Source organism: Paraburkholderia sp. BR10141 (assembly GCF_056155635.1).
The window spans coordinates 40,809-60,435 of the sequence record NZ_JBMIQH010000009.1 but is presented as its reverse complement, the minus strand read 5'-3'; the positions used below and the strand labels follow the sequence as shown (position 1 = coordinate 60,435).

The window sequence follows — 19,627 nt, the reverse complement described above, 5'->3', positions numbered from 1 at the left end:
CTCATTGGCGGGTCGATGGCCGCGCTGCGGCGTTGGCGTTCTTGTCGTCATAGGCGAGCGAGCCCGTCGCAGTCCAGCGCGTATCCGGCAGCACCGGTGTGCCTTCGAGCTTGACGGCCTGTAGTGCATCGGGCGGGAGGCCGAGCGCCGCGAGTATCGATGGCGCGACCTGGGTCGTCGATACAGGCCACGTCACGCTGCGGCCCGCTTGTGCAAGCCGTGGGCTCGATATGAGCAGCGCGACATGGGTGTCGTCGTCGTGGAACCCCCCGTGTTCGGCGAGCTTACCATCGTGAGGCGGCGTAAATATGACGCCGTTGCGCGACACGATCACGATGTCCGGCGTGCGGCTATCGGCGGCGGGCGCGGGGAACCGCAGCGCGAGACGCTCACCGCTGATGACGTCGACGATACCCAGTTCGCGCGCATGCGCACGCAGCGCGGCGGTGATGCTTTGCGCGGCGGACGGGTGGCGCAGCCAGACGAGCGCGCCGTGGTCCGTGGTCAGTTGCGCGAGCGCGCCGGGCGCTGCCTGGTCGATCACGCCAGCGAGGCGCGCCTCGTCGATCTTGTCGAGGCGTGCTCGATCGATCGGCCCGTTGCCGTGCTTGGCAGTCACGATCACGAGCGTGTCGTCGCGCAGGTGCTGTCTGTCGAGTTCACTCAGGAAGCTGCGCAACTGTGCATCGACATGCGCGATCGCGCCGTCGAGACCTGGCGTGAGCTCGCCGTTGGCGTCGCGATAGCCGTAGATTTTCTGGGCGACGTTGACCGATTGCAGATTCAGGCCGAACACGTTCGGCACGGTTGCCGCTGCGCTGCCGTCGTGAGTGCGGCCATCGATCTCGTTGACGATGGCGCGCGCCTTCATGTCGTCATAAGCCTCGGTTTTCGCGAGCGAGCCGGTGATTTCGCGGGGCTTCGCGTCGCTCAGGCCTTCGTAGTTCGCGCCGATCTCCGGCAGGAACAGATCGTCGACACCATGGCCGGACGGGCCTTCCACCAGTTCGTAGGTCGGGTGCTTGTCGATCCAGGCGGTGTAGCCGCCCGCGTCGCGCACCGCCTCGAAAATTGTGTTCACACGCAGGTACGCGTGCGGGTAGACGGGCGCGCAACCGTGTCGCGGGTCGCGCGGCAGCTTGGCCGGGTCGATCATGTCGTGGCCGTGGCCGTCGTCCTCGTCGAGCGATTCGTCGTAGCGCACGCGCGTGCCCATGCGGCTGCAGTCGCTGCCGGGAGGGGAGAGGGCGCGGTCATAGGAGTCGTCGTAGTAGACGCCGGTGGCTGCGGGAGTGCCGCCCGTCACGAGTGCGAGCAGGCCGGGGAAGGAGTCGGCCGGCACGACCGCGCGGGCGTGTGTGTAGTTGACGCCCTGCGCCGCAAGCTGCGCCAGTTCGCTGTCCGGATGCGCGGCAACGAAGCGGGCGAGATCGCTCGCATGCAAGCCGTCTACGCTCACGAGCAGCACGTGGTGGACGTTCGCTTGCGCGGGCAACGAAGCGGCGGCTGCGGCGCTGCCCGTCAAGAGGGCGAAAGCGCCGGCGAGCGCGGCGGCGAGCGTGGTGACCATGGAAGGCAGCAGACGATTCATTCCTGATCGGCGAGATTGAAGTTGACCCATAGTTGTTCGGTAAGAGTTTTTCCTGCGAAGTCGGATTCCGGCATCGGATAGTTGGCGTCATGCACGGCGGCCAGCGCGGCGCGGTCGAGCAGGCCGATGCCGCTGGACACGAGGACCGTGGCGCCCGTCACGACGCCGTCGCGGTACTGGAACGCGACGCGCGTTCGCCCTGACATGCCCGCCATGCGTGCCGACTCCGGGTAGTGCAGCGCGGCCTGGATCGCGGCGCGTAGCGCGCTTTCGAAGCTGACACTGGCGCGTGCGGGCGCGGGCGGAACAGCAGGCGCGGGCGGCGGCGCCCGTTCGGGCGGTGCGGCCGTTGGCGCGGTCGCCGGCGCCGGAGTTGGCGCTGGTATCGGCACGTTTGGCTGCGGCGCCTCTGCGTGCTGCCGCGCAGCGGCATGCACCACGCGGCGCACCGGCGGCGTCTCTCGAGGCCGTGGCGGCTGAACCGCCGGATGCGGCGGCTGCGGCTTCGGAACCGGCGTTGTAACGGGAACTGCAGCGGGCGCGGGCTGCGGCACCGGTGCGCTCGTCAGCGCAAGCAGCGTAGGCGGCCGCTGAGGCGGCGGCTCGGCGCTTTTCTGCCGGAGCATGAACCACGCACCCGCGAGCAACGCACTTTCCACGACCAGCGCGACAGCCGCCGCCGCGTACAGGCGGTGCTTTTCCGGCGCGAGGCGTGCGGTGGACAAGGTTGTCATGTCACTTCGCCGCCGGCTGGGCCGCGAGGCCGACCTGGCTCACGCCGGCGGCGCGGCACGCGTCCATCGTCGTGACCAGATACTGCAGGCGTGTGGTGCCCGCGCCCGCAATCGTCACGACGGTATGCGACGGGTCGGCCTGCGCGGCCAGCAACGCCGTGAGCTGCGCGGGCGTGAGCGTGCGGCCGTCGACCGAAAGCGCACCGTCCTCGGCGAGCGTGACCGTCACCTTCGGCGGCGGCAACGTTTGCGTGGTCGAACTGGATGGCAGCTGCGTGGCGAGACCCGCGTTCGGAATCATGTGCAGCGTGATCATGATGAAGAACACCAGCAGAAAGAACATGATGTCGATCATCGGGATGATCTCGATGCGCGCTTTGCGTGCTTCAAAATACTTCATCGTCACGCTCCCTGCGGGGCGATCGCGGCCACACCATGTACCGTGTCACGCGCATTCTCGCCGGCCTCGAAGCGCGCCTCGTGCGCATGGCCCGCCATGCGGTTGACGAGCGACACTTTCAGCGTTTCGAGCTGATGCGCGGCGAGCCGCACACGGTTATGCAGACCGTTGAAGAACAACAGGCCGATCATCGCAACGAAAATGCCGGATGCGGTTGCCACGAGCGCTTCGGCAACACCACCCGTCACCTGCGTGGGCGCGTTGCCGGGATTCGAGAGCACCTGAAACGCGTGAAACATGCCGACGATCGTGCCGAACAGGCCAAGCAGCGGCGCGAGCGTCACGATGGTGTCGAGCACCCACAGGAAGCGGTCGATGCGCGGGGCTTCACGCATGATCGTTTCATCGAGCGACGCCGTGAGCGTGTCGCGGTTGTGCTCGCCGCCCATACGCGCGGCGGCAGACAGAAGCCGCCCCACCGGCAGCTCGCGATAGCGGGCCGCCAGCGTCGAAAGCGTGGCCGTATCGACGCGGCCGGACCGGTCGAGCTGATTGAGGACCGTACGGCCGCTGGCGGCCACGCGTTGCAGGAACCAGGTGCGCTCGACGATCAGTGTCAGTGCAACGAACAGCATCGCCGCGATGACGTACAACACGCCGCCCGAATCGCTCGCTAGTTTCATCAGAGTGTCGGCAGTCATGGAAGGGAACTCCAGTCAAAGTTAAAAGTCGGTGGACACCGTCGCGAAGACCGCGCGACCCGGAATGGTCCAGTAAAGCGGCGTGTTGTCCGCGACGGTGTAGCCTGCGAGCCCGTTGATGCTCGTCCGGTTGAAGAGGTTGTCGATCTCGAGGCCGATTCGCGTGTTGCGCATCCAGGTAGTCGGCGACTTGATCGTGTACGCGCCGGCGAGATTCGTGACCATGTAGCCGCCAATGGGCTGCTGGTTGCCGGTATCGCCATACTGGTGGCCGACGAACTTGCCTATGAGTGAGCCGTGCAGCGGGCCGCGGTCGTAGATCACGCCAAGCGCGGCCGTTTGTTGCGGCGCATTCGGCATCCAGTCGCCGGTGCTCTTCTGCTTCGCCGAATTGAAGGTCAGGTTGCCGTACAGGCTGAAGCCGTAGCCGGCGTAGAACGTCGCTTCGGTCTCGAAGCCCTTGTAGACCGCGCCACCGGCGTTAGAGAAGATCGTATTGCCGCCGATCGTCGTGCTCGTCACGGCGTTGCGGAAGTTGATGTAGTAGAGGTCGGCGGATACCGTAAAGCGGTCCGACTTCCAGGTCGTGCCGATCTGGTAGTTGTCGGTACGCTCGGGGTCGGGCTGTCCCGATGCCGAAGGGTCCGGCACGTAGAAAACGTTCAGATTCGGCGCGAGAAAGCCCTGAGCGTACTGCACATAGGCGCTCCAGTTGCGGTTGATCTGATCGTGCAGCGTGACGGAAGGAAGCACCTTCGACCACGTATGGCTGAAGTCCAGCGGCTCGCCGGTCTTCTGATTGAGCGGCGAGTCGATGCTCCGGCTAAACGACACGTACTTCACGCCGGGCGTGAGCGTGAGCCCGTACGGCAGCTTCCACGCGTACTGGATATACGGCTGGAACGTGAGCAGATCGTCGTGCATCGTGAAGTTCAACTGCTCGAGCGCGAAGTTCAGCGAGGCGTCCACGTTCATGTTGTCGCGGAAGTTCGACTGATGCGTGAGCCAGCCGCCCATCTGCAGCGTGCCGGGGCCGAGTTCCCGCTGTGCGTTGAACACGTCGCCAAACGCGCGATAGTTGTTGGCCATCTGCGTGGCCGGCACGTTGTTCGGGCCGAAGCTGGTGCCGTTCGGCGTCTCGCCGTTGGGGTCGAGGCCGTTGAAGCCGTCGTGGTAATAGCCGTACGTGTACAGCTTGTTGTCGAGTTTCCAGCCGCCCAGTAACGTTTGCACTCCGATGTACTCGAAGTCGGTATTGATGCGGTCGAAGTTGTAGCCTGAGTAGGCCTGGCTCGTCGGGTCGTTGTTCAGCGCGAAGTTGGGGCCGAATTCGCGGATCTGCGCCGCCGTCGCGCCGAGCGACGTGTTCTGGTAGATCCGGTTGTAGGTTGCGAACAGCGTGACGACCGTGTTGTCGCCGATCGGTTTGTCGAGCTTGAAATAGACATTGTCGCGCCGCTGCCCGACATCGTTCAGATACCCGTCGCTGCTGGAGTGGTTGTAGCCGACCACGGCGCGCGCATCGCCCCATTGCTGGAGGTCGCCGGTATTGAACTGCGCCCCCGCGAGCCAGGTGTTCCAGCTGCCGTACGAACCCAGCACGCTGAAAGCGGGCGTGAGCGACGGCTCGATCGACGTGATGGCGACAGTGCCGCCGAACGTAGCGAAGCCGATTTGCGAAGCGTCACCGGGGCCGCGGTCGACGGCAAGGCTGCCGATCGTCTGCGAGCTGAAGAACGACGTCGAATGGTGCGTGAAGTCGTTCGAGTCGCCGAACGGAATGCCGTCGAACGTCACGTTGTACTGGCCGTCCTGGAACCCGCGGATCGACAGGCTCTGGGTTTCCATGAGGCCCGGGCCGTTCGGGTTGATGCTCGAAACGCTCGGTGCGATCTGCAGGATGTCGCTGTAGTTCGACGTGGGCGGTGTGCTGTTCTGGATGTAATTCCGGTTGATGATCGACTTCGGCTCGGTCGCGGTGAGCGAGCCCTGTGTGGGCGCTTGCGCGGGAGCCGACTGCGGGTTGGACGATGCGCCGGTGTCGCTCACGGCGGCTGATGAAGTCGCGGTGCTCTGAACGGAGCCGAGATCTCCGCTGGATTGCGCGAAGGCGAGCGGGGCGCCCGTCGTGCAAAGCGAAGCCAGAATGAGTTGTGCAAGCGGCTTTCTGCGCAGCCGCGGGTGAGGGTGTGTCATCCGTAGTAGTCCTTGCTTTCGATTGACGCTCTGCTTGAGTAACGCTGCAATCGTATGCACAAGGAGTTAATCGACCGTGATGGCAATCTTACGAAGTTAAGGAGTCGGGGCGGGAATGAGAGGCGTGGGAAAAACTGGCTTTTCCGGTCGCGTCGATTGTTGCGCGCGCACCGAAAAGCAAGGGATTGTGAAGGGGAAGTGTTTCAGTTCCAGGAAGAACTGCTTACATTGCTTACGCCACCATGAAAAACGGCCTCGCTCGAGGAGGAGGCCGTCTTGTCGCTATTTTTTAAGCACCTGCGGACGCCTGCGCTTGCTCAGCTTACGATTTCGCCGGAACGAGCGTTACGCCGCGCAGCACCTGGCCGTACGGGGCGGTCTGCATGACGGTGAAGCCGCTCGTCGTGACCGTCTGACCGCTCACGCTCAGCTTGAGCGTAACGAGCTGGTTCGAGTCGGCGCCTGCGTCGAACGTCGTGCCGAGGCTGTTGCCGATCGTCGAGGTGACCGCGTAAAGCGTGTACGAACCATCGCTATTGATCTGGCCCGTGACGTTGCGCAGACCGTCCGGCGTAGTCGTGTAGTTCGCGCCCGCGGTGCCGTAGGTGCCGGCTGTGTCGGTGATCGTATAAGGCTGGCCCAGGTTCAGGCCTTGCGTGATGTGCGCGATCGCCGTCCACGTGCCGCCCGACTGCTGGTACACCCACAGGCCGCCGCTGCCGCTCGGTGCGTACGCGCTGGTGCCGCCATCGCCTTCGTCGGCCACGAACATGAGGTTCGTGTTGTTCGACGGCACCCACATACCGAACGGGTAACCCACGCCCTGCGAAAGCGTCCATGCCGGCGGCGTGGTCGTGGCCGAGGAGGCGGTGAGCGTGGCCGCGCTCGTGGTCGGGAAGCCCGGCACGATGGTCATCGACGCGTTCTGCGGGAGCTTGCCACCGTTGGCGAGCGCACCTGCCGCGCCGACCTGGTAGACCGTGTTCACGCCGTTGCCGCCGCTGCCCTTCGACACATACATCGTGCCGTTCGGATCGACGAAGAGGCCGCGCAGATTGTCGTCCTTGCCGGTCTTGTCGAACACCTGGCCGGCAACCGAGGCGAGCGTAAAGCCGAACTGGTTGCCGCCAGCGTTGGTCTTCTTGCTGAACACCTGGGCCGAAAGCGAGTCCGTGATGGTGCCGAGGCTCGCGAGCGAGCACGCGGTGCCTGCAGCGGCCGGCGTGTAGGTGCTGCCGTTGCCCGTATTGAATGCGCCAATGACCTGCGTGAAGGCGCAGGCGCTACCGGGCACGATGCTCTGGACACCGGTGTCCATCGTCAGGGTGTCGAGCGTGCCGTAGGTCGGGTTCGGGTTCGAGCCCGAGTTGCCTGCGTTGCCGACCATGTAGTACATGCCGTTGGCGAGCACCGCTGCGCGGCCGTTGTTGCCTGCGTAGGCGTTGGTGCGCGTGAACGACAGCGTGTTGCTGGCGAGGTTCAGCTGCGCGACCGTGCGGTAGGTCGGTGCGGCCACGTCGGTGTTGGTCGGATCGATCACGCCCGGCGTGTTCGAGTTCGAAATGTCGACCTGATCGATAGGCGCGTTGTAGCCCATGAACGTGATCGCGCTCTTGTCGAGCGAGACGTTCATGCCAAGTTCCGATTTCGACGGGAAGCTCGTCGAGAAGTCGAAGCCGCTCTGCCTGGCCATTGCCGTGATGTCCGTGGTCTGCGCGGCGCTGGTGGCGCCCGGCGCCCATTGGTCGAGATAGATCTCGGCCGTGACGCCGAAGTTGGGGTCGTTCGCATCATTCGTAAATACGTTCGGGAAGCCGCCCGGCGTCACCGCGGTGACCGCCGCAGCGGCCGTGCCCGTGCCTTCAGGATTGCCGTTGTTCGGCAGTTGGCCCGCCACGGTGAAGCCCGCGTCGTAGACCGAGCGCGACACCAGCAGATTGCCCGCGGTATAGGGGCCGGTCGATGCGTTCGACGTGCTGGCGGGAGTGCTGTTGTGGTTCGAACCGCCACATGCGCACAAAACCGAGGCGATGGCGGCGATAGGCAGCAGGCGCAAAGTCGTATTGCTCATGTTCCCCTCATTCTCATTGGATAGATGTTATCGGTTTAAAAGTAGCAGTCCTGATTCAATACGCGGCCGGGCCTCGGAACGGTGAACCGAACCGGAGGCAGACATGTTGGCTTACGGAATTGAGGCGGACGACCGTGCAACGACCGGAGCCAGGCACAGAGCGTTGATGTTTGAATACGTGCGCTTGCCCGGTTGCCAGCGGAGAATCACACCCCGGCGTGACACGAACATGGCGCAAGGCTTACAACCGCGTTGAGGAAGCAGACGCGCCAGGTGATGACGGCTTGTGGATGCGGTGGCTGGCGGAAATTTTTTGCGTCGAGCGGGAATATTTGAAGTACAGCGGTCGTTTAGCCTGCGGCGATATTTCGCCAGTCAGACGCGGAGGGAAGTTATGTCTCAGATCTCGTGGGGTCTCAAAGCGGCGGCCGTGATCGTCTTAGCCGCCGGTTTCACAATCGGGCATGCTGCTGCCGATGAAGCTTACGTCGTCACACCGCTTGTATCCAACCTGGCAGGCTCTGCCCCGAAGGTCGACGGGGTCCTGCAGAACGCCTGGGGTATCGCCTTTAGTCCGGCAGGAAGTCCGTTCTGGATCAACGACAATGCCACCGGCTGCTCCACGCTCTATGACGGCCAGGGCACAAAGGTGGCGCTGCAGGTCTCCATCCCGCTGCCAGGCAACGTCATACCGGCCGGCGCCTGCCATCCCGTCTTTCCCAACAATCCGCCGAAACCCACGCCCGCGGCACCCACGGGGATAGTTTGGAATCCTTCGTCGTCTTTTCTCGTCCCAGGTACCAACATCCCGGCCGTATTCATCTTCGCGACCGAAGACGGCACGATTTCCGCCTGGGCCGGTGGATTGAATCCGGCGAACAATGCTGTGATCGCGGTCGATAACTCATCCAATCCCTCCGCCGCCAGCGGGGCCGTCTACAAGGGGCTCGTCTTCGGAGTGAACGCGCAAGGGGGATTCCTCTTTGCGACGAACTTCCGTGCGGGCCGGATCGATGTATTCGGACCGAACGGTTCGAACGGGTTGTTCACGCCCGCGACGACCGACGGTGGCTTCGCCGACCCGAACATGCCGGCCGGCTACGCCCCGTTTGGTATCGCGAACATCGACGGGGACCTTTTCGTCACCTATGCGCAGCAAGACGGTCCGAAGCATGACGACGTTGCAGGCCGCGGTCATGGATTCGTCGATGTATTCGATACCGACGGCCACCTGCTGCGCCGCTTTGCGAGCCAGGGGACGCTCGACTCGCCCTGGGGCGTAACGCGAGCGTCGTTTGCGTTCGGGCGCTTCAGCGGGAAGATCCTCGTTGGCAACTTCGGCAACGGCCGAATCAATGTCTTCGACAACGACGGCACGTTCGTCGATCAACTGGAGAATGAGTTCGGCAATCCACTGGCTATTGACGGCCTGTGGACGCTGACGCTCGGAGGCGGGCGCAATTCAAGCCCGGACGCGCTGTACTTTTCGGCGGGGCCCAACAAGGAGTCCAATGGACTCTTCGGTATCATTGCGCCAGTCAATGGCACCAAAGGACGAACGTCCGCTCAGAACGGGCAATGAACCGCAGCGTGGTTCCCCCGTGATGTCGATTCGAGTTGAGCCGAAGGACTCCACCTCGTAGCTTGTGCAACCGTAAGCGCGCAGCGGCAGCTGATGAAAAAATTGCCCGCCAACGTGGCGGGCAATGTTCTACGCCAATGCCGAATGCGATATTCCTCGTCTCGCAGTCCGGGTACAACAATCCGGCTCGGTGGCCGCGGTATGAAGGTTCTGGCGGCCGCTTAGAAGCGGGTCAGCATGCCGATCGCAGCCATCACCTGATTGCTCGTCGCCGAGAAACCGCCGGCGTTGTACATCACTGCGACGTTGTTGTGACCGATCGCGCGCTGGTACATCGCTTCTCCATACACTTCCGTGCGCTTCGACAGCGAGTAGCGCGCAATCGCGTTGACCTGATTCCACTTCGGATCGGAGCCGATGTTCGACTTGCTCACTCCGTTCAGATGACCGTCCGTGAAAGTATCCATGAGGCCAAGATTCAGCGCCGGCGTGAGTGCGTACTTGACGTTCAGTTCATAGTTGTCGAAGTGAGTCGAACCGCTCACCGGGTTCAGGCCGAACGCGGACGTGTTCTGGTACTGGCTGTGCGTATAGACAAAGTTGACCGCCGCCGGGCCGAACGTATAGCCGATGCCTGCACCGACCGTGCGCTGCACATCCGCCGTCAGGTTGCCGCCGCCCGCGGTCGCCTTGAACTCGCTGGGGTCGGCCGCAACGTTCTGGTTCGCTGTTCCGGCAGGGGTGCTCGCCGCTGCCGAGCCGTTGATCTGGAGATAGGCCGCTGCCAGTCGCAGCGGGCCGTTGTTGTAGCTCGCGCCAGCACTGTACGCACGATCGACGGCGAAGCTGGTGCTGTTGCTGAATGCGTACATGCCGCCAAACTTGAAGCCGGCGTAGTCGATACTGGCAAACTTCACCGAGTTGCTGAAGCGGACAGTATGTTGCAGGTTGTCGTTGTCGTACACGTGCGCGAAGCCAGAGTCGCCGAACGTGCCCGCGGTGCCGGACAGCGGCGAGACGTAATCGACCATAGAGTCATACTGGCGCCCCATCGTCAAGGTGCCGTATTGATCGCCGGTCAGGCCGACAAACGCTTGACGGCCGAACATGCGACCACCCTGGCCGAGTGTGCCGTTGTTGACGTTGAAGCCGTTTTCGAGCACGAAGATCGCATGCAGACCGCCGCCCAGGTCCTCGCTGCCGCGCAGGCCGAAGCGGCTGCCGCTGATATTGCCGCTCGCGAGTGCGACGCGCGAGCTACCGTGGCTGGGCGCGCCGTTCTGGACGTTGTTCGTATAGGAGATGCCCGCGTCGATCAGGCCGTACAGGGTGACCGAGCTCTGAGCACTGGCCGCGGACGCTGCAGATGCTGCGCAAACGGCGACGGCAATGGAAATCTTCTTCATGAGATGCCACTCGATGACGTGAGAGAAACGATCGCGCCAGTCTATAGCCGCGCCCGGCGCAGAAGCCGAATCGCCCTTGAAAATAAGTGCTGCAAGAGAATGGGTTCTTTCATCAAATTGCAGCAATTGAGCGGCGATTTGACTTTGCGACCTGTGGCGAGACGACCGGCATACGTATCGTTTCCATAACGAGTTGTGCCACCGCAACAACGTTGGTTAAGTAGGCGTTTCCTTGGTTCAGTGAGGACGGGACTTGCTTGCATGAAAATTTGCAAACGATTAATTAAGCAGATTTTTAAGGCGGCTTTCACCCGTATGCGACAAGAACGGGTGGCGTGGGCACGACATTGAGTGTTGAACCGCGTTAAGGCCGGGGATCAATTGTGAACAGACTTAAGTCTGCGGCCGTTGATTCGCGAAGCGACAACAGACAATTGCGTTCGTCGTTTCAACGTCTGACGCACATATACTTTCCAGCGCCACCTATCGTTATACCTATAGGAGTACTAGTGGAAAAGTATTTGATCGCCAGGAGCGGTAAGGCGAAACCGGAAAACGTCCATCAGATCGTTCAGGAGGCGCTTCGCAGTGCTGCGACGGCGTCCACGCCCAACAGTGCTATTGACGTGCTGGGCGACGCGTTGCTGGAACTGGAGCGTCTGCTTGAGCTAAAGAGCGGGCGTATGCATTGATGGCCTGGCGCAGTGCCACTTCCCGTCAGTCGATCACGTTCTGTGACGTCGCGGGCAGTGGGCACCGGGCGATCCTCTCCGCCTCCAGGTATTTGAGGCCGAACGCCTGCAAAACGATGGCCGCTGTGTCCTCGGCGAACTGTTCGGCTCGGGTCCGGAGGACCTTGCGCAAACGATTCGCCGGCTTGGGTGACCCTGACAGGTCAAGCTCAGCAGCGACCGCAGCGAGCACAGTGCCAATCACTGAAATAACGCACATTAAGACATCGGCCACCGTGAAGCGCTTTTCTGAAATCCCTTTCGCAGTATCTCTCAATAGCCGTTGACCAAGCCCCCTGCTGAGCGCGCGCGCGGACAGCCCTTCGCGTATCAGCAGTTGTCCCCAGACCGGTTCACGGCAGGCGCGCATGAGCGTGTGGCGTACCGATACGGCGATCACTTCTGCCGGGTCGGAGAGTCCGCTGACAACGTGATCGAGCGTCTTTCCGAATTCGTCGAAAAGCCAGTCGCCGAGAGCAGCGAAGATCCCTTCCTTCGAGTCGAAGTGATTGTAGAAAGAGCCGAAACCCACGTCGGCGGCCTCGGTGATCTCGCTGATCGTAACGCCGTCCATTCCCTTTTCCGCTACCAGCACGAATGCGGCGTTGAGCAGCCGGACACGCGTCTCGTGCTTGCGTCGGGCTCGACGGGGCGATTGCCCCGTCATCGGCGCGCGGCTCGCGCCCGGCCCCTTGATCGGTGGCCGATGCCTCGCACTCAGGTTAGGGCCATCTGGCAATCCTGCCTCCCAATTCGCAGTTTCTTCATATTTTAGATGTACATCTCATAGTTGACAATAATATCAGTTATGGGTCTAATGTCATCCGTGCGGAGGGCATGGCCAAGCACCGTCTCATCTGTCCGCGCGGATGACTTTTTCACCTGGATTCATCACCTGCCTTTTGAACATCGTGAAACTTTCCGGACCCGTCGCGCCGAAACAGGCGCGCCCCTCGATTTCTTCCCTGTTCCAGCCGACGCACCGGTTGCCCGTTGTCATCGCGGCGTGCAGCGCGATCCTCCTTGGCGCATGCCATCAGCGAGAGGCCGTCGTGCCGGAGCCCAAGCCGGTGGTGGCACGCGCTGTTCATCCAGACGGACATGTGGCCAGCGCGTCACTGCCGGCGCAGGTGCAGGCACGCTATTCCACGCCGCTATCATTCCGCGTCGGCGGCAAGGTCATTGAACGGCGCGTGCGCATTGGCGACACGGTGAAGGCCGGACAGGTCGTCGCGCTGCTCGATCCGACCGATTTGCAGAACAACCTCGTCAACGCGCGCGCGCAGCTCGATGCGGCGGAGCATCGCCTTGTGTTTGCGAAGCAGCAGCTTGACCGCGATGAGGCACAGGCACGCGCGAACCTCATCGCAACCGCGCAACTGGAGCAATCGCAGGACGCCTATGCTTCCGCACTCGCACAGCGAACCTCTGCTCTCGCGCAGATGGCGCTTGCGACGGATCATCTGCGCTACGCGACGCTAACGGCCGATCACGATGGCGTCATCACCTCGGAAGACGTCGATACCGGGCAGAACGTGCAGGCCACCCAGGCCGTGTACCACCTCGACTGGACGGGCGATGTAGACATCGTTTGCGACGCGCCAGAAAGCACCGTCAACGCGCTCAGTGTCGGCAACAAGGCGCGCGTGTCGTTGCCGGCGCTTCCCGGCAAGTCGTTCGATGCAACCGTGCGCGAGGTGTCCGCTGCCGCGGATTCCCAAAGCCGCACGTGGCGAATCAAGCTGACCCTGACCGCACCGGGTCCCGAAGTACGCCTCGGCATGACGGCGAACGTGAGCTTCGCTGTCGCAGCCGATGATGCTGCGAGCGTGCCGTACACGCTGCCGGTGACTGCGCTTTTCCATCAGGGTGAAAACGCTGCCGTATGGGTCGTTCGCAAAGATAGCGACACGCTCGAGCTGCGCCCCGTCACGATTGATCGATTCGACGAACGCACGGTGTCGATCGCTTCCGGTTTGCACGATGGCGACCGGGTCGTGTTGCAAGGCGTGCATGCAGTGAGTTCGGGAGAGCATGTGCAGGTGGTGCCTCCGCTGCGTCAGGAGGACCCCACGACATGAACGCCCGCGACCATGAAAACACCCGCCATAGCGCGCCCGTCAGCGCTCCCGGCAAGGAAGCCGCCGACGCAACCGGCTTCAATCTCTCATCCTGGGCGCTGCGGCATCAGCAGCTCGTGATCTTCCTGATCGGCCTCGCCACGCTTTTCGGTGTGATCGGCTATGTGCACCTCGCGCAATCGGAAGACCCGCCGTTCACGTTCCGCACGATGGTCGTCAAGACCTACTGGCCGGGCGCGACCGCACGCGAGGTGCAGGAGCAGATCACCGATCGCATCGGCCGTCAGTTGCAGGCTGCGCCCTATGTCGACAACATCAAGAGTTACTCGCGGCCGGGCGAGTCGATGATCTTTTTCGCGATGAAGGATTCCGCGCCGGTCAAGGAAGTCCCGGAGACGTGGTACCAGGTCCGCAAGAAAGTCGGCGATATCGCGGCAACGCTTCCAAAGGGAACCGTCGGGCCGTTCTTCAACGACGAGTTCGGCGATGTCTACACGAACCTCTACGCGCTCGAAGGGGATGGTTTCTCTGCCGCGCAACTACACGACTACGCGGACAAGCTCCGTACGGTGCTGTTGCGCGTCCCAGGCGTCGCCAAGGTCGACTATTTCGGCGACCCCGATCAGCACATCTTTGTCGAGATCTCGAACGCGCGGCGGACGAACCTGTCGATCTCGCCGCAGCAACTGGCTCAGGCCATCGACGCGCAGAATACCGTCGCGCCGGTGGGCACCTTCACGACGGCGGATGATCGCGTGTTCGTGCGCCCAAGCGGCGCATTCAAGGACGAACAGGCGCTAGCGGACATGCTGATCACGGTCAACAAGCGGACGTTCCGCCTTGGCGACGTCGCGAGCATCAAACGCGGCTACGACGATCCGCCCGTCACGCAGATGCGTGTGGGTGGCCAGGCAGTGCTCGGCATCGGCATTACGATGCAAAAGGGCGGCGACGTGATCGACCTTGGCAAGGCGCTCGACGCGAAGACGGCCGAACTGCAGGCAACACTGCCGGCCGGGCTAAAGCTCGTGCCGGTTTCGAGCATGCCGCACGCCGTCAAGCACTCTGTGGACGAGTTCGTGCGCTCGGTCGGAGAAGCCGTGGCGATCGTGCTCGTCGTCAGCCTGGTGTCGCTCGGTCTGCGAACCGGCATGGTGGTCGTGATCACGATTCCGATCGTGCTTGCCGTGACAGCGCTGTGCATGCATCTGTTCGGCATCGGTCTGGATAAGGTGTCGCTCGGCACCCTGGTGCTTGCGCTGGGGCTGCTGGTCGACGACGCGATCATTGCGGTCGAAATGATGGCGGTGAAGCTGGAGCAGGGCTGGAGCCGGATGCGCGCGGCAGCATTTGCCTATTCGAGCACCGCGTTTCCGATGCTGACCGGTACCCTGGTAACGGTCTCGGGCTTCCTGCCGATCGCGCTCGCAAAATCGAGTACGGGTGAGTACACGCGCTCGATCTTCGAGGTGTCGGCCATCGCGCTGATCGTCTCGTGGTTCGCCGCGGTCGTACTGGTACCACTGCTGGGCTTTCATATGCTGCCCGAGCGCAAGGCTCATGCTGGCGCGGGCCATGGCGATGAGCAGGAGGTGTACAACACGGGCTTCTACCGCCGCCTGTCGGGCTGGGTGTCATGGTGCATCGAGCGGCGCTGGGTCGTGCTCGGCGTCACCGGCGGCCTGTTCGCGCTTGCCATGATTGCGTTCACCCGCGTGCCGCAGCAGTTTTTCCCGAACTCCGAGCGGCCAGAACTGCTGGTCGATCTGAGGCTGCCGGAAGGCGCCTCGTATCAGGCCACCCTGCGTGAAGCGCAACGCCTCGAAAAAGTCCTGCACGGCAGGCCTGGCATCGATCATTACGTCGACTTCGTTGGCACCGGTGCGCCGCGCTTCTATCTGCCGCTCGACCAGCAATTGCAACAGCCGAACTTCGCACAGTTCGTCATCACCGCGAAGGACGTCGAGGCACGTGAGGAGCTGATGCACTGGCTCGACGCGAAACTGGAAATGGACTTCTCCGGCGAGCGCACGCGTGTCGCACGACTCGAGAACGGGCCGCCCGTCGGCTTCCCGATCAAGTTCCGCGTGAGCGGAGACGACATTGCAACGGTGCACTCGATCGCCGAGACGGTCGCGGAGCAGGTCCGTGCCGACCCGCGTACGCGCAACGTGCAATTCGACTGGGATGAGCCGGCCGAGCGCTCGATCTCGTTTGAGATCGACCAGAACCGCGCGCGCCAGCTCGGCGTGACGTCGCAGGACGTGTCCAGCTTCCTCGCGATGACGCTGTCCGGCTACACGGTCACGCAATATCGCGAGGGCGACAAGCTGATCGATGTCGATCTGCGTGCGCCGAAAAGCGAGCGCGTCGATCCTGCAAAGCTCACGAGCCTCGCCGTCCCCACACCGAACGGCCCGGTTCCGCTCGGCTCGCTCGGCCATGTGCGCGACGGGCTCGAATACGGCGTGATCTGGGAACGCGATCGCCAGCCGACGATCACCGTGCAGGCTGACGTGCGCGGCGACGCGCAGGCCATCGACGTGACGCGCAACATCGAGCACGCGCTTGCCGCTGCGCGCGCCAAATTGCCGGTCGGCTATCGCATCGAGGTGGGCGGCGCGGTCGAGGAAAGCGTCAAGGGCCAGACGTCCATCAACGCGGAAATGCCACTGATGATCATCGCGGTGCTGACGCTTCTGATGATCCAGCTGAAGAACTTCGCGCGCACGTTCATCGTCGTGCTGACCGCGCCGCTGGGCCTGATTGGCGTGGTAGCGGCCCTGCTGCTTTTCGGCAAGCCGTTTGGCTTCGTCGCTTTGCTGGGCGTGATCGCGATGTTCGGCATCATCATGCGTAACTCCGTGATTCTGGTGGATCAGATCGATCAGGACATCGCAGCGGGGCACGCGCGCTTTGACGCCATCATCGGGGCGACCGCGCGGCGCTTCCGCCCGATCATGCTGACGGCCGCCGCCGCCGTGCTCGCACTGATCCCGCTGCTTCGCTCCGGATTCTTCGGACCGATGGCGACCGCGCTAATGGGCGGCATCACCGTTGCCACATTGCTGACGGTGTTTTTCCTGCCCGCGCTCTATGCGACCTGCTTCAGGGTCCATCGTGACGAGCGCGGCGCGCAACAGGTCGTCGTCGAGCATACCGAGGGTTGATCATGAGTTTGACTTACAAGACATCCGTGGCTGCCGCGGCTGTGGCGCTCGCCATGACGGCGTGCTCGTTCGGGCCGAGCGGCGAGCCACCGGCCATGCCGGCGCCCGAGCATTACGGTGCCGACGCGCAGCCGGCGAAGACAGTGTCCGCCGGTGGTGTTGCGCAGACCTTCGAAATCGGCGCGACGCCTGGCTCGCAATGGTGGCGGCTCTACGGGTCCTCCGACCTGGATGCACTCGTTGACGAAGGATTGCACAACAGCCCGACCCTCGCGGCGACGCAGCGTACGCTCGCGTCCGCGCAGGAGGAATTGCGCGCACAGGTCGGCGCATCGACGCTGCCGTCGATCGACGGCGCCGCGCAGGTCGAGCGCGCGCGTACGGCCGTGGTGCCGGGCCTTGGGCCCGAGCAGGTCCAATACAATTTTTTTGCCGGACAACTGTTTGCGCATTACACGTTCGACCTGTTCGGCCAGACGCGGTACACGAACTCCGCGAGCGCGGCCCGTGTGAATGTGCAGGCTTATGAGCTGGAGGCGTCGCGTCGCGCGCTTGCCGCGAACATCGTCGGCACTGCTATCAATGTGGCGGCGCTCGACCGGCAGATCGCACTTACCGAACGGCTCGTTGCCGTGTCCAACGATGCTGCGCATGAGGACCAGCAGCGCTACGCGCTAGGCTCCGTCTCGCGCGCACAGGCGCTTGCGTCAAAACAGGACGCGGCTGCCATCGCGGCGACGTTGCCGCCGCTGCGTCAGCAACGCGCGTGCGCGATCCATGCGCTCGCCGTGCTGATGGGCCGCACGCCCGATAACGCGCCGAGCGTGCCGGCCCTCGACAGCCTGTCGCTGCCCGGGCAGGTGCCCGTCGCCGTGCCGTCGGACCTGTTGCGCTCGCGCCCAGACATCCAGGCAGCGGACGCTGCCGTCAAGGCGGCTGCCGCGGATGTGGGCGCCTCGACGGCCCAACTCTTTCCGAGCCTCTCGCTGACGGGCTCAATGGGCCGCGGCGGGTTCAGCTGGCCGATGTTGCTTTCCGGCGCGGGCGGACTGTGGGCTATCGGCGCCAGCCTGTCACAGCCCATCTTTCATGGTGGCGCGCTGTTCGCGCAGCGCCGCGCATCGATCGACGCGTACGACGCCGCCGTGCTGCACTACAAGGCGACCGTGCTGTCTGCGTTCCAGGACGTGGCGAATTCGCTCGCTGCACTGGATAACGACGCGCAGACATTGGCCTCGACGGACGAAGCCGCAGACGCCGCTCGCACGGCATTCGACGATACCGCGTCGCGCCATCGCCTGGGTGCGCTGCCTTCGGCTGCGACACATGCCAGTGAATCACGGTATCTCGACGCGCAGATCGCCGCCACGCGCGCCACAGGTCAGCGCATGAGCGATACGGCAGCGCTGTTCCAGTCGATGGGTGAATTGCCAGCCGCCCAGCAGACGGCAGCGATTACGCGATGAACGCGTGTTCGTGATAACGGCCAGTCGATCGTTCCCGCTGGGGCAAGCGCCGCAAGCAGGCGTTGCACCAGCGGAGGCAACCGCATTTCCCGCTAGATTCTCCATGGAATATCAGAGACTGATTGTCTGCCACGAATGCGATCTTCTGTTTCGCAAACCTCGCAGTGTCAGCGGCTACCGCGCGACCTGTTCGCGCTGTGGCGCGAACCTGACAGCGCTACCTGGCGCCGGACTGTCGCTCGACTGGATCTGCGCTGTGACGCTCGCCGCGTTGATCACCTTTTGCATAGCGCAGTCTTTTCCCGTGATCGAACTGCACGCCAACGGCATGACGTCGGAGGCGACGCTGTTTGGCGCAGTGCATACGCTTTGGACGGGCAACATGCGTGTCGTCGCGACGGTGGTGTTCTGTGCGTCGATGCTTTTTCCGTTGGTCGAACTGCTCGCACTCCTATATGTACTGGTGCCGCTTCGGCTCGGCAAGCTTGCGCCGCGGTTCGACGGGATGTTGCGCGTCGTGCAACTCGTCCGCCCATGGGGCATGGTTGAAGTGTTCATGCTCGGCGTGCTGGTGACGATCGTAAAAATGGTCACCGTCGCCGAGGTGGTCCCTGGGCCTGGACTGTTCGCATGGGGCGCGCTCACCGTCATGCTGGGCATAGTCGCCTCGTTTGACCCGAGCGGGCTCTGGGCCGTCCGTGACGAAATCTCGCTTTCTCGAATGGCCCGGGTTCGCTGGTCACGAGTGAGTTCAGGCCGTGGGCGTTTCACGCGTCCAGTGCGAATGCGCAAGGCCGGTTCGTCATCCGCCATCACGGCACAACGTGCTGGACTCGTCGGCTGTCATGCCTGCGGTCTCGTTCAGACGCGTGGCGAAAGTCAGATCCACCAGCACTGCGCGCGATGCCGGCACATGCTGCATGAACGCCGGCCGGAAAGCCTGACACGGACGCTCAGCCTGCTTCTTGCCGCCGCGCTTGCCTATATTCCGGCGAACCTGCTGCCCATCATGCACGCGACGTCACTGGGCCGTCAGGAAGACGACACCATCCTGGGTGGTGTCGCGTACTTCTGGACGTCTGGAGACTGGCCACTCGCCATCGTCATTTTTGTCGCCAGCGTTCTGGTGCCGATGCTCAAACTGGTGGTTCTCACGCTACTCACGGTTGCCGCCCATCGAGGTTCCGGATGGCGCGCCCGGGAAAGGGCAGGTCTGTACCGGATTGTCGAGCGCATTGGCCGATGGTCGATGCTCGATGTCTTTGTCGTTGCCCTGACGGTAACGCTGGTGCATTTCGGCTCGTTCGCCGTCGTCACTGCGGGGCCCGCCGCGCTCGCTTTCGCCGCGGTGGTCATCCTCACCATGCTCGCGTCGCATCAGTTCGATCCGCGGCTCATCTGGGACAACGCGGATGCCGCGCTGTCTCCCGTCTCGACGATGAACGATGAAGCGCTGGCTGCGCCTCTCCTCACACACCGGAATTCCTGAAACCGATTT

Annotated in this window: 14 protein-coding genes; 6 read left to right on the top strand and 8 right to left on the bottom strand. The window is 63.3% G+C overall.

Features of this window, described 5'->3' with window-relative positions:
- Position 1 precedes the first annotated feature (1 nt).
- The 6 genes from ACOJB8_RS14795 to ACOJB8_RS14770 form a co-directional block, all read right to left on the bottom strand.
- Complete coding sequence (locus tag ACOJB8_RS14795) at positions 2–1,591, bottom strand: alkaline phosphatase family protein (RefSeq protein ID WP_368618406.1); 1,590 nt, start codon at positions 1,589–1,591, stop codon at positions 2–4.
- Positions 1,588–2,325 carry an energy transducer TonB gene (locus tag ACOJB8_RS14790; RefSeq protein ID WP_475013103.1) on the bottom strand — a complete coding sequence of 246 codons (738 nt, stop codon included), beginning with the start codon at positions 2,323–2,325 and terminating at the stop codon, positions 1,588–1,590. Before ACOJB8_RS14790 ends, ACOJB8_RS14795 begins: the two co-directional genes overlap by 4 nt.
- Position 2,326: 1 nt before the next feature.
- Entirely contained in the window at positions 2,327–2,725 is a 399-nt protein-coding gene (locus ACOJB8_RS14785; protein WP_475013101.1) for an ExbD/TolR family protein, read from the bottom strand.
- Positions 2,726–2,727: 2 nt separating this feature from the next.
- Entirely contained in the window at positions 2,728–3,426 is a 699-nt protein-coding gene (locus tag ACOJB8_RS14780; RefSeq protein ID WP_475013099.1) for a MotA/TolQ/ExbB proton channel family protein, read from the bottom strand.
- A gap of 21 nt (positions 3,427–3,447) precedes the next feature.
- Complete coding sequence (locus ACOJB8_RS14775) at positions 3,448–5,622, bottom strand: TonB-dependent receptor (RefSeq protein WP_368618410.1); 2,175 nt, start codon at positions 5,620–5,622, stop codon at positions 3,448–3,450.
- 322 nt (positions 5,623–5,944) lie between these two features.
- Positions 5,945–7,693, bottom strand: coding sequence for a hypothetical protein (locus ACOJB8_RS14770; RefSeq protein ID WP_368618411.1), 1,749 nt, complete (start codon positions 7,691–7,693; stop codon positions 5,945–5,947).
- A gap of 394 nt (positions 7,694–8,087) precedes the next feature.
- Between ACOJB8_RS14770 and ACOJB8_RS14765 the strand changes: the two genes are divergently transcribed.
- Entirely contained in the window at positions 8,088–9,275 is a 1,188-nt protein-coding gene (locus ACOJB8_RS14765; protein WP_342946399.1) for a TIGR03118 family protein, read from the top strand.
- Positions 9,276–9,496: 221 nt separating this feature from the next.
- Here ACOJB8_RS14765 and ACOJB8_RS14760 read toward each other — a convergent pair whose 3' ends face one another.
- The gene (locus tag ACOJB8_RS14760; RefSeq protein WP_342946398.1) at positions 9,497–10,681 is read right to left on the bottom strand and encodes a porin; all 1,185 of its coding nucleotides are present in this window, start codon (positions 10,679–10,681) and stop codon (positions 9,497–9,499) included.
- 509 nt (positions 10,682–11,190) lie between these two features.
- On the opposite strand from ACOJB8_RS14760, the gene ACOJB8_RS14755 reads away from it, so the two are divergent.
- Complete coding sequence (locus ACOJB8_RS14755; RefSeq protein ID WP_069266298.1) at positions 11,191–11,373, top strand: hypothetical protein; 183 nt, start codon at positions 11,191–11,193, stop codon at positions 11,371–11,373.
- Between the two features lie 25 nt (positions 11,374–11,398).
- Here ACOJB8_RS14755 and ACOJB8_RS14750 read toward each other — a convergent pair whose 3' ends face one another.
- Entirely contained in the window at positions 11,399–12,079 is a 681-nt protein-coding gene (locus ACOJB8_RS14750; RefSeq protein ID WP_069266299.1) for a TetR/AcrR family transcriptional regulator, read from the bottom strand.
- A gap of 235 nt (positions 12,080–12,314) precedes the next feature.
- Between ACOJB8_RS14750 and ACOJB8_RS14745 the strand changes: the two genes are divergently transcribed.
- The 4 genes from ACOJB8_RS14745 to ACOJB8_RS14730 all read left to right on the top strand — a co-directional run bounded on the left by ACOJB8_RS14745 (position 12,315) and on the right by ACOJB8_RS14730 (position 19,618).
- Positions 12,315–13,493 (top strand): efflux RND transporter periplasmic adaptor subunit, encoded by a 1,179-nt coding sequence (locus tag ACOJB8_RS14745; RefSeq protein WP_342946397.1) that lies wholly within the window; start codon positions 12,315–12,317, stop codon positions 13,491–13,493.
- Entirely contained in the window at positions 13,490–16,663 is a 3,174-nt protein-coding gene (locus tag ACOJB8_RS14740) for an efflux RND transporter permease subunit (RefSeq protein WP_475013096.1), read from the top strand. The genes ACOJB8_RS14745 and ACOJB8_RS14740 overlap by 4 nt, the downstream gene beginning before the upstream one ends.
- A 2-nt stretch (positions 16,664–16,665) precedes the next feature.
- Entirely contained in the window at positions 16,666–18,129 is a 1,464-nt protein-coding gene (locus ACOJB8_RS14735) for an efflux transporter outer membrane subunit (protein ID WP_368603011.1), read from the top strand.
- Between the two features lie 103 nt (positions 18,130–18,232).
- Positions 18,233–19,618 carry a paraquat-inducible protein A gene (locus ACOJB8_RS14730; RefSeq protein ID WP_475013094.1) on the top strand — a complete coding sequence of 462 codons (1,386 nt, stop codon included), beginning with the start codon at positions 18,233–18,235 and terminating at the stop codon, positions 19,616–19,618.
- Positions 19,619–19,627 lie beyond the last annotated feature (9 nt).

Coding starts and splice junctions, on each gene's coding strand:
- ACOJB8_RS14795 (WP_368618406.1), bottom strand. CDS start 1,591: ATGAATCGTCTGCTGCCTTCCATGGTCACCACGCTCGCCGCCGCGCTC.
- ACOJB8_RS14790 (WP_475013103.1), bottom strand. CDS start 2,325: ATGACAACCTTGTCCACCGCACGCCTCGCGCCGGAAAAGCACCGCCTG.
- ACOJB8_RS14785 (WP_475013101.1), bottom strand. CDS start 2,725: ATGAAGTATTTTGAAGCACGCAAAGCGCGCATCGAGATCATCCCGATG.
- ACOJB8_RS14780 (WP_475013099.1), bottom strand. CDS start 3,426: ATGACTGCCGACACTCTGATGAAACTAGCGAGCGATTCGGGCGGCGTG.
- ACOJB8_RS14775 (WP_368618410.1), bottom strand. CDS start 5,622: ATGACACACCCTCACCCGCGGCTGCGCAGAAAGCCGCTTGCACAACTC.
- ACOJB8_RS14770 (WP_368618411.1), bottom strand. CDS start 7,693: ATGAGCAATACGACTTTGCGCCTGCTGCCTATCGCCGCCATCGCCTCG.
- ACOJB8_RS14765 (WP_342946399.1), top strand. CDS start 8,088: ATGTCTCAGATCTCGTGGGGTCTCAAAGCGGCGGCCGTGATCGTCTTA.
- ACOJB8_RS14760 (WP_342946398.1), bottom strand. CDS start 10,681: ATGAAGAAGATTTCCATTGCCGTCGCCGTTTGCGCAGCATCTGCAGCG.
- ACOJB8_RS14750 (WP_069266299.1), bottom strand. CDS start 12,079: ATGACGGGGCAATCGCCCCGTCGAGCCCGACGCAAGCACGAGACGCGT.
- ACOJB8_RS14740 (WP_475013096.1), top strand. CDS start 13,490: ATGAACGCCCGCGACCATGAAAACACCCGCCATAGCGCGCCCGTCAGC.
- ACOJB8_RS14735 (WP_368603011.1), top strand. CDS start 16,666: ATGAGTTTGACTTACAAGACATCCGTGGCTGCCGCGGCTGTGGCGCTC.
- ACOJB8_RS14730 (WP_475013094.1), top strand. CDS start 18,233: ATGGAATATCAGAGACTGATTGTCTGCCACGAATGCGATCTTCTGTTT.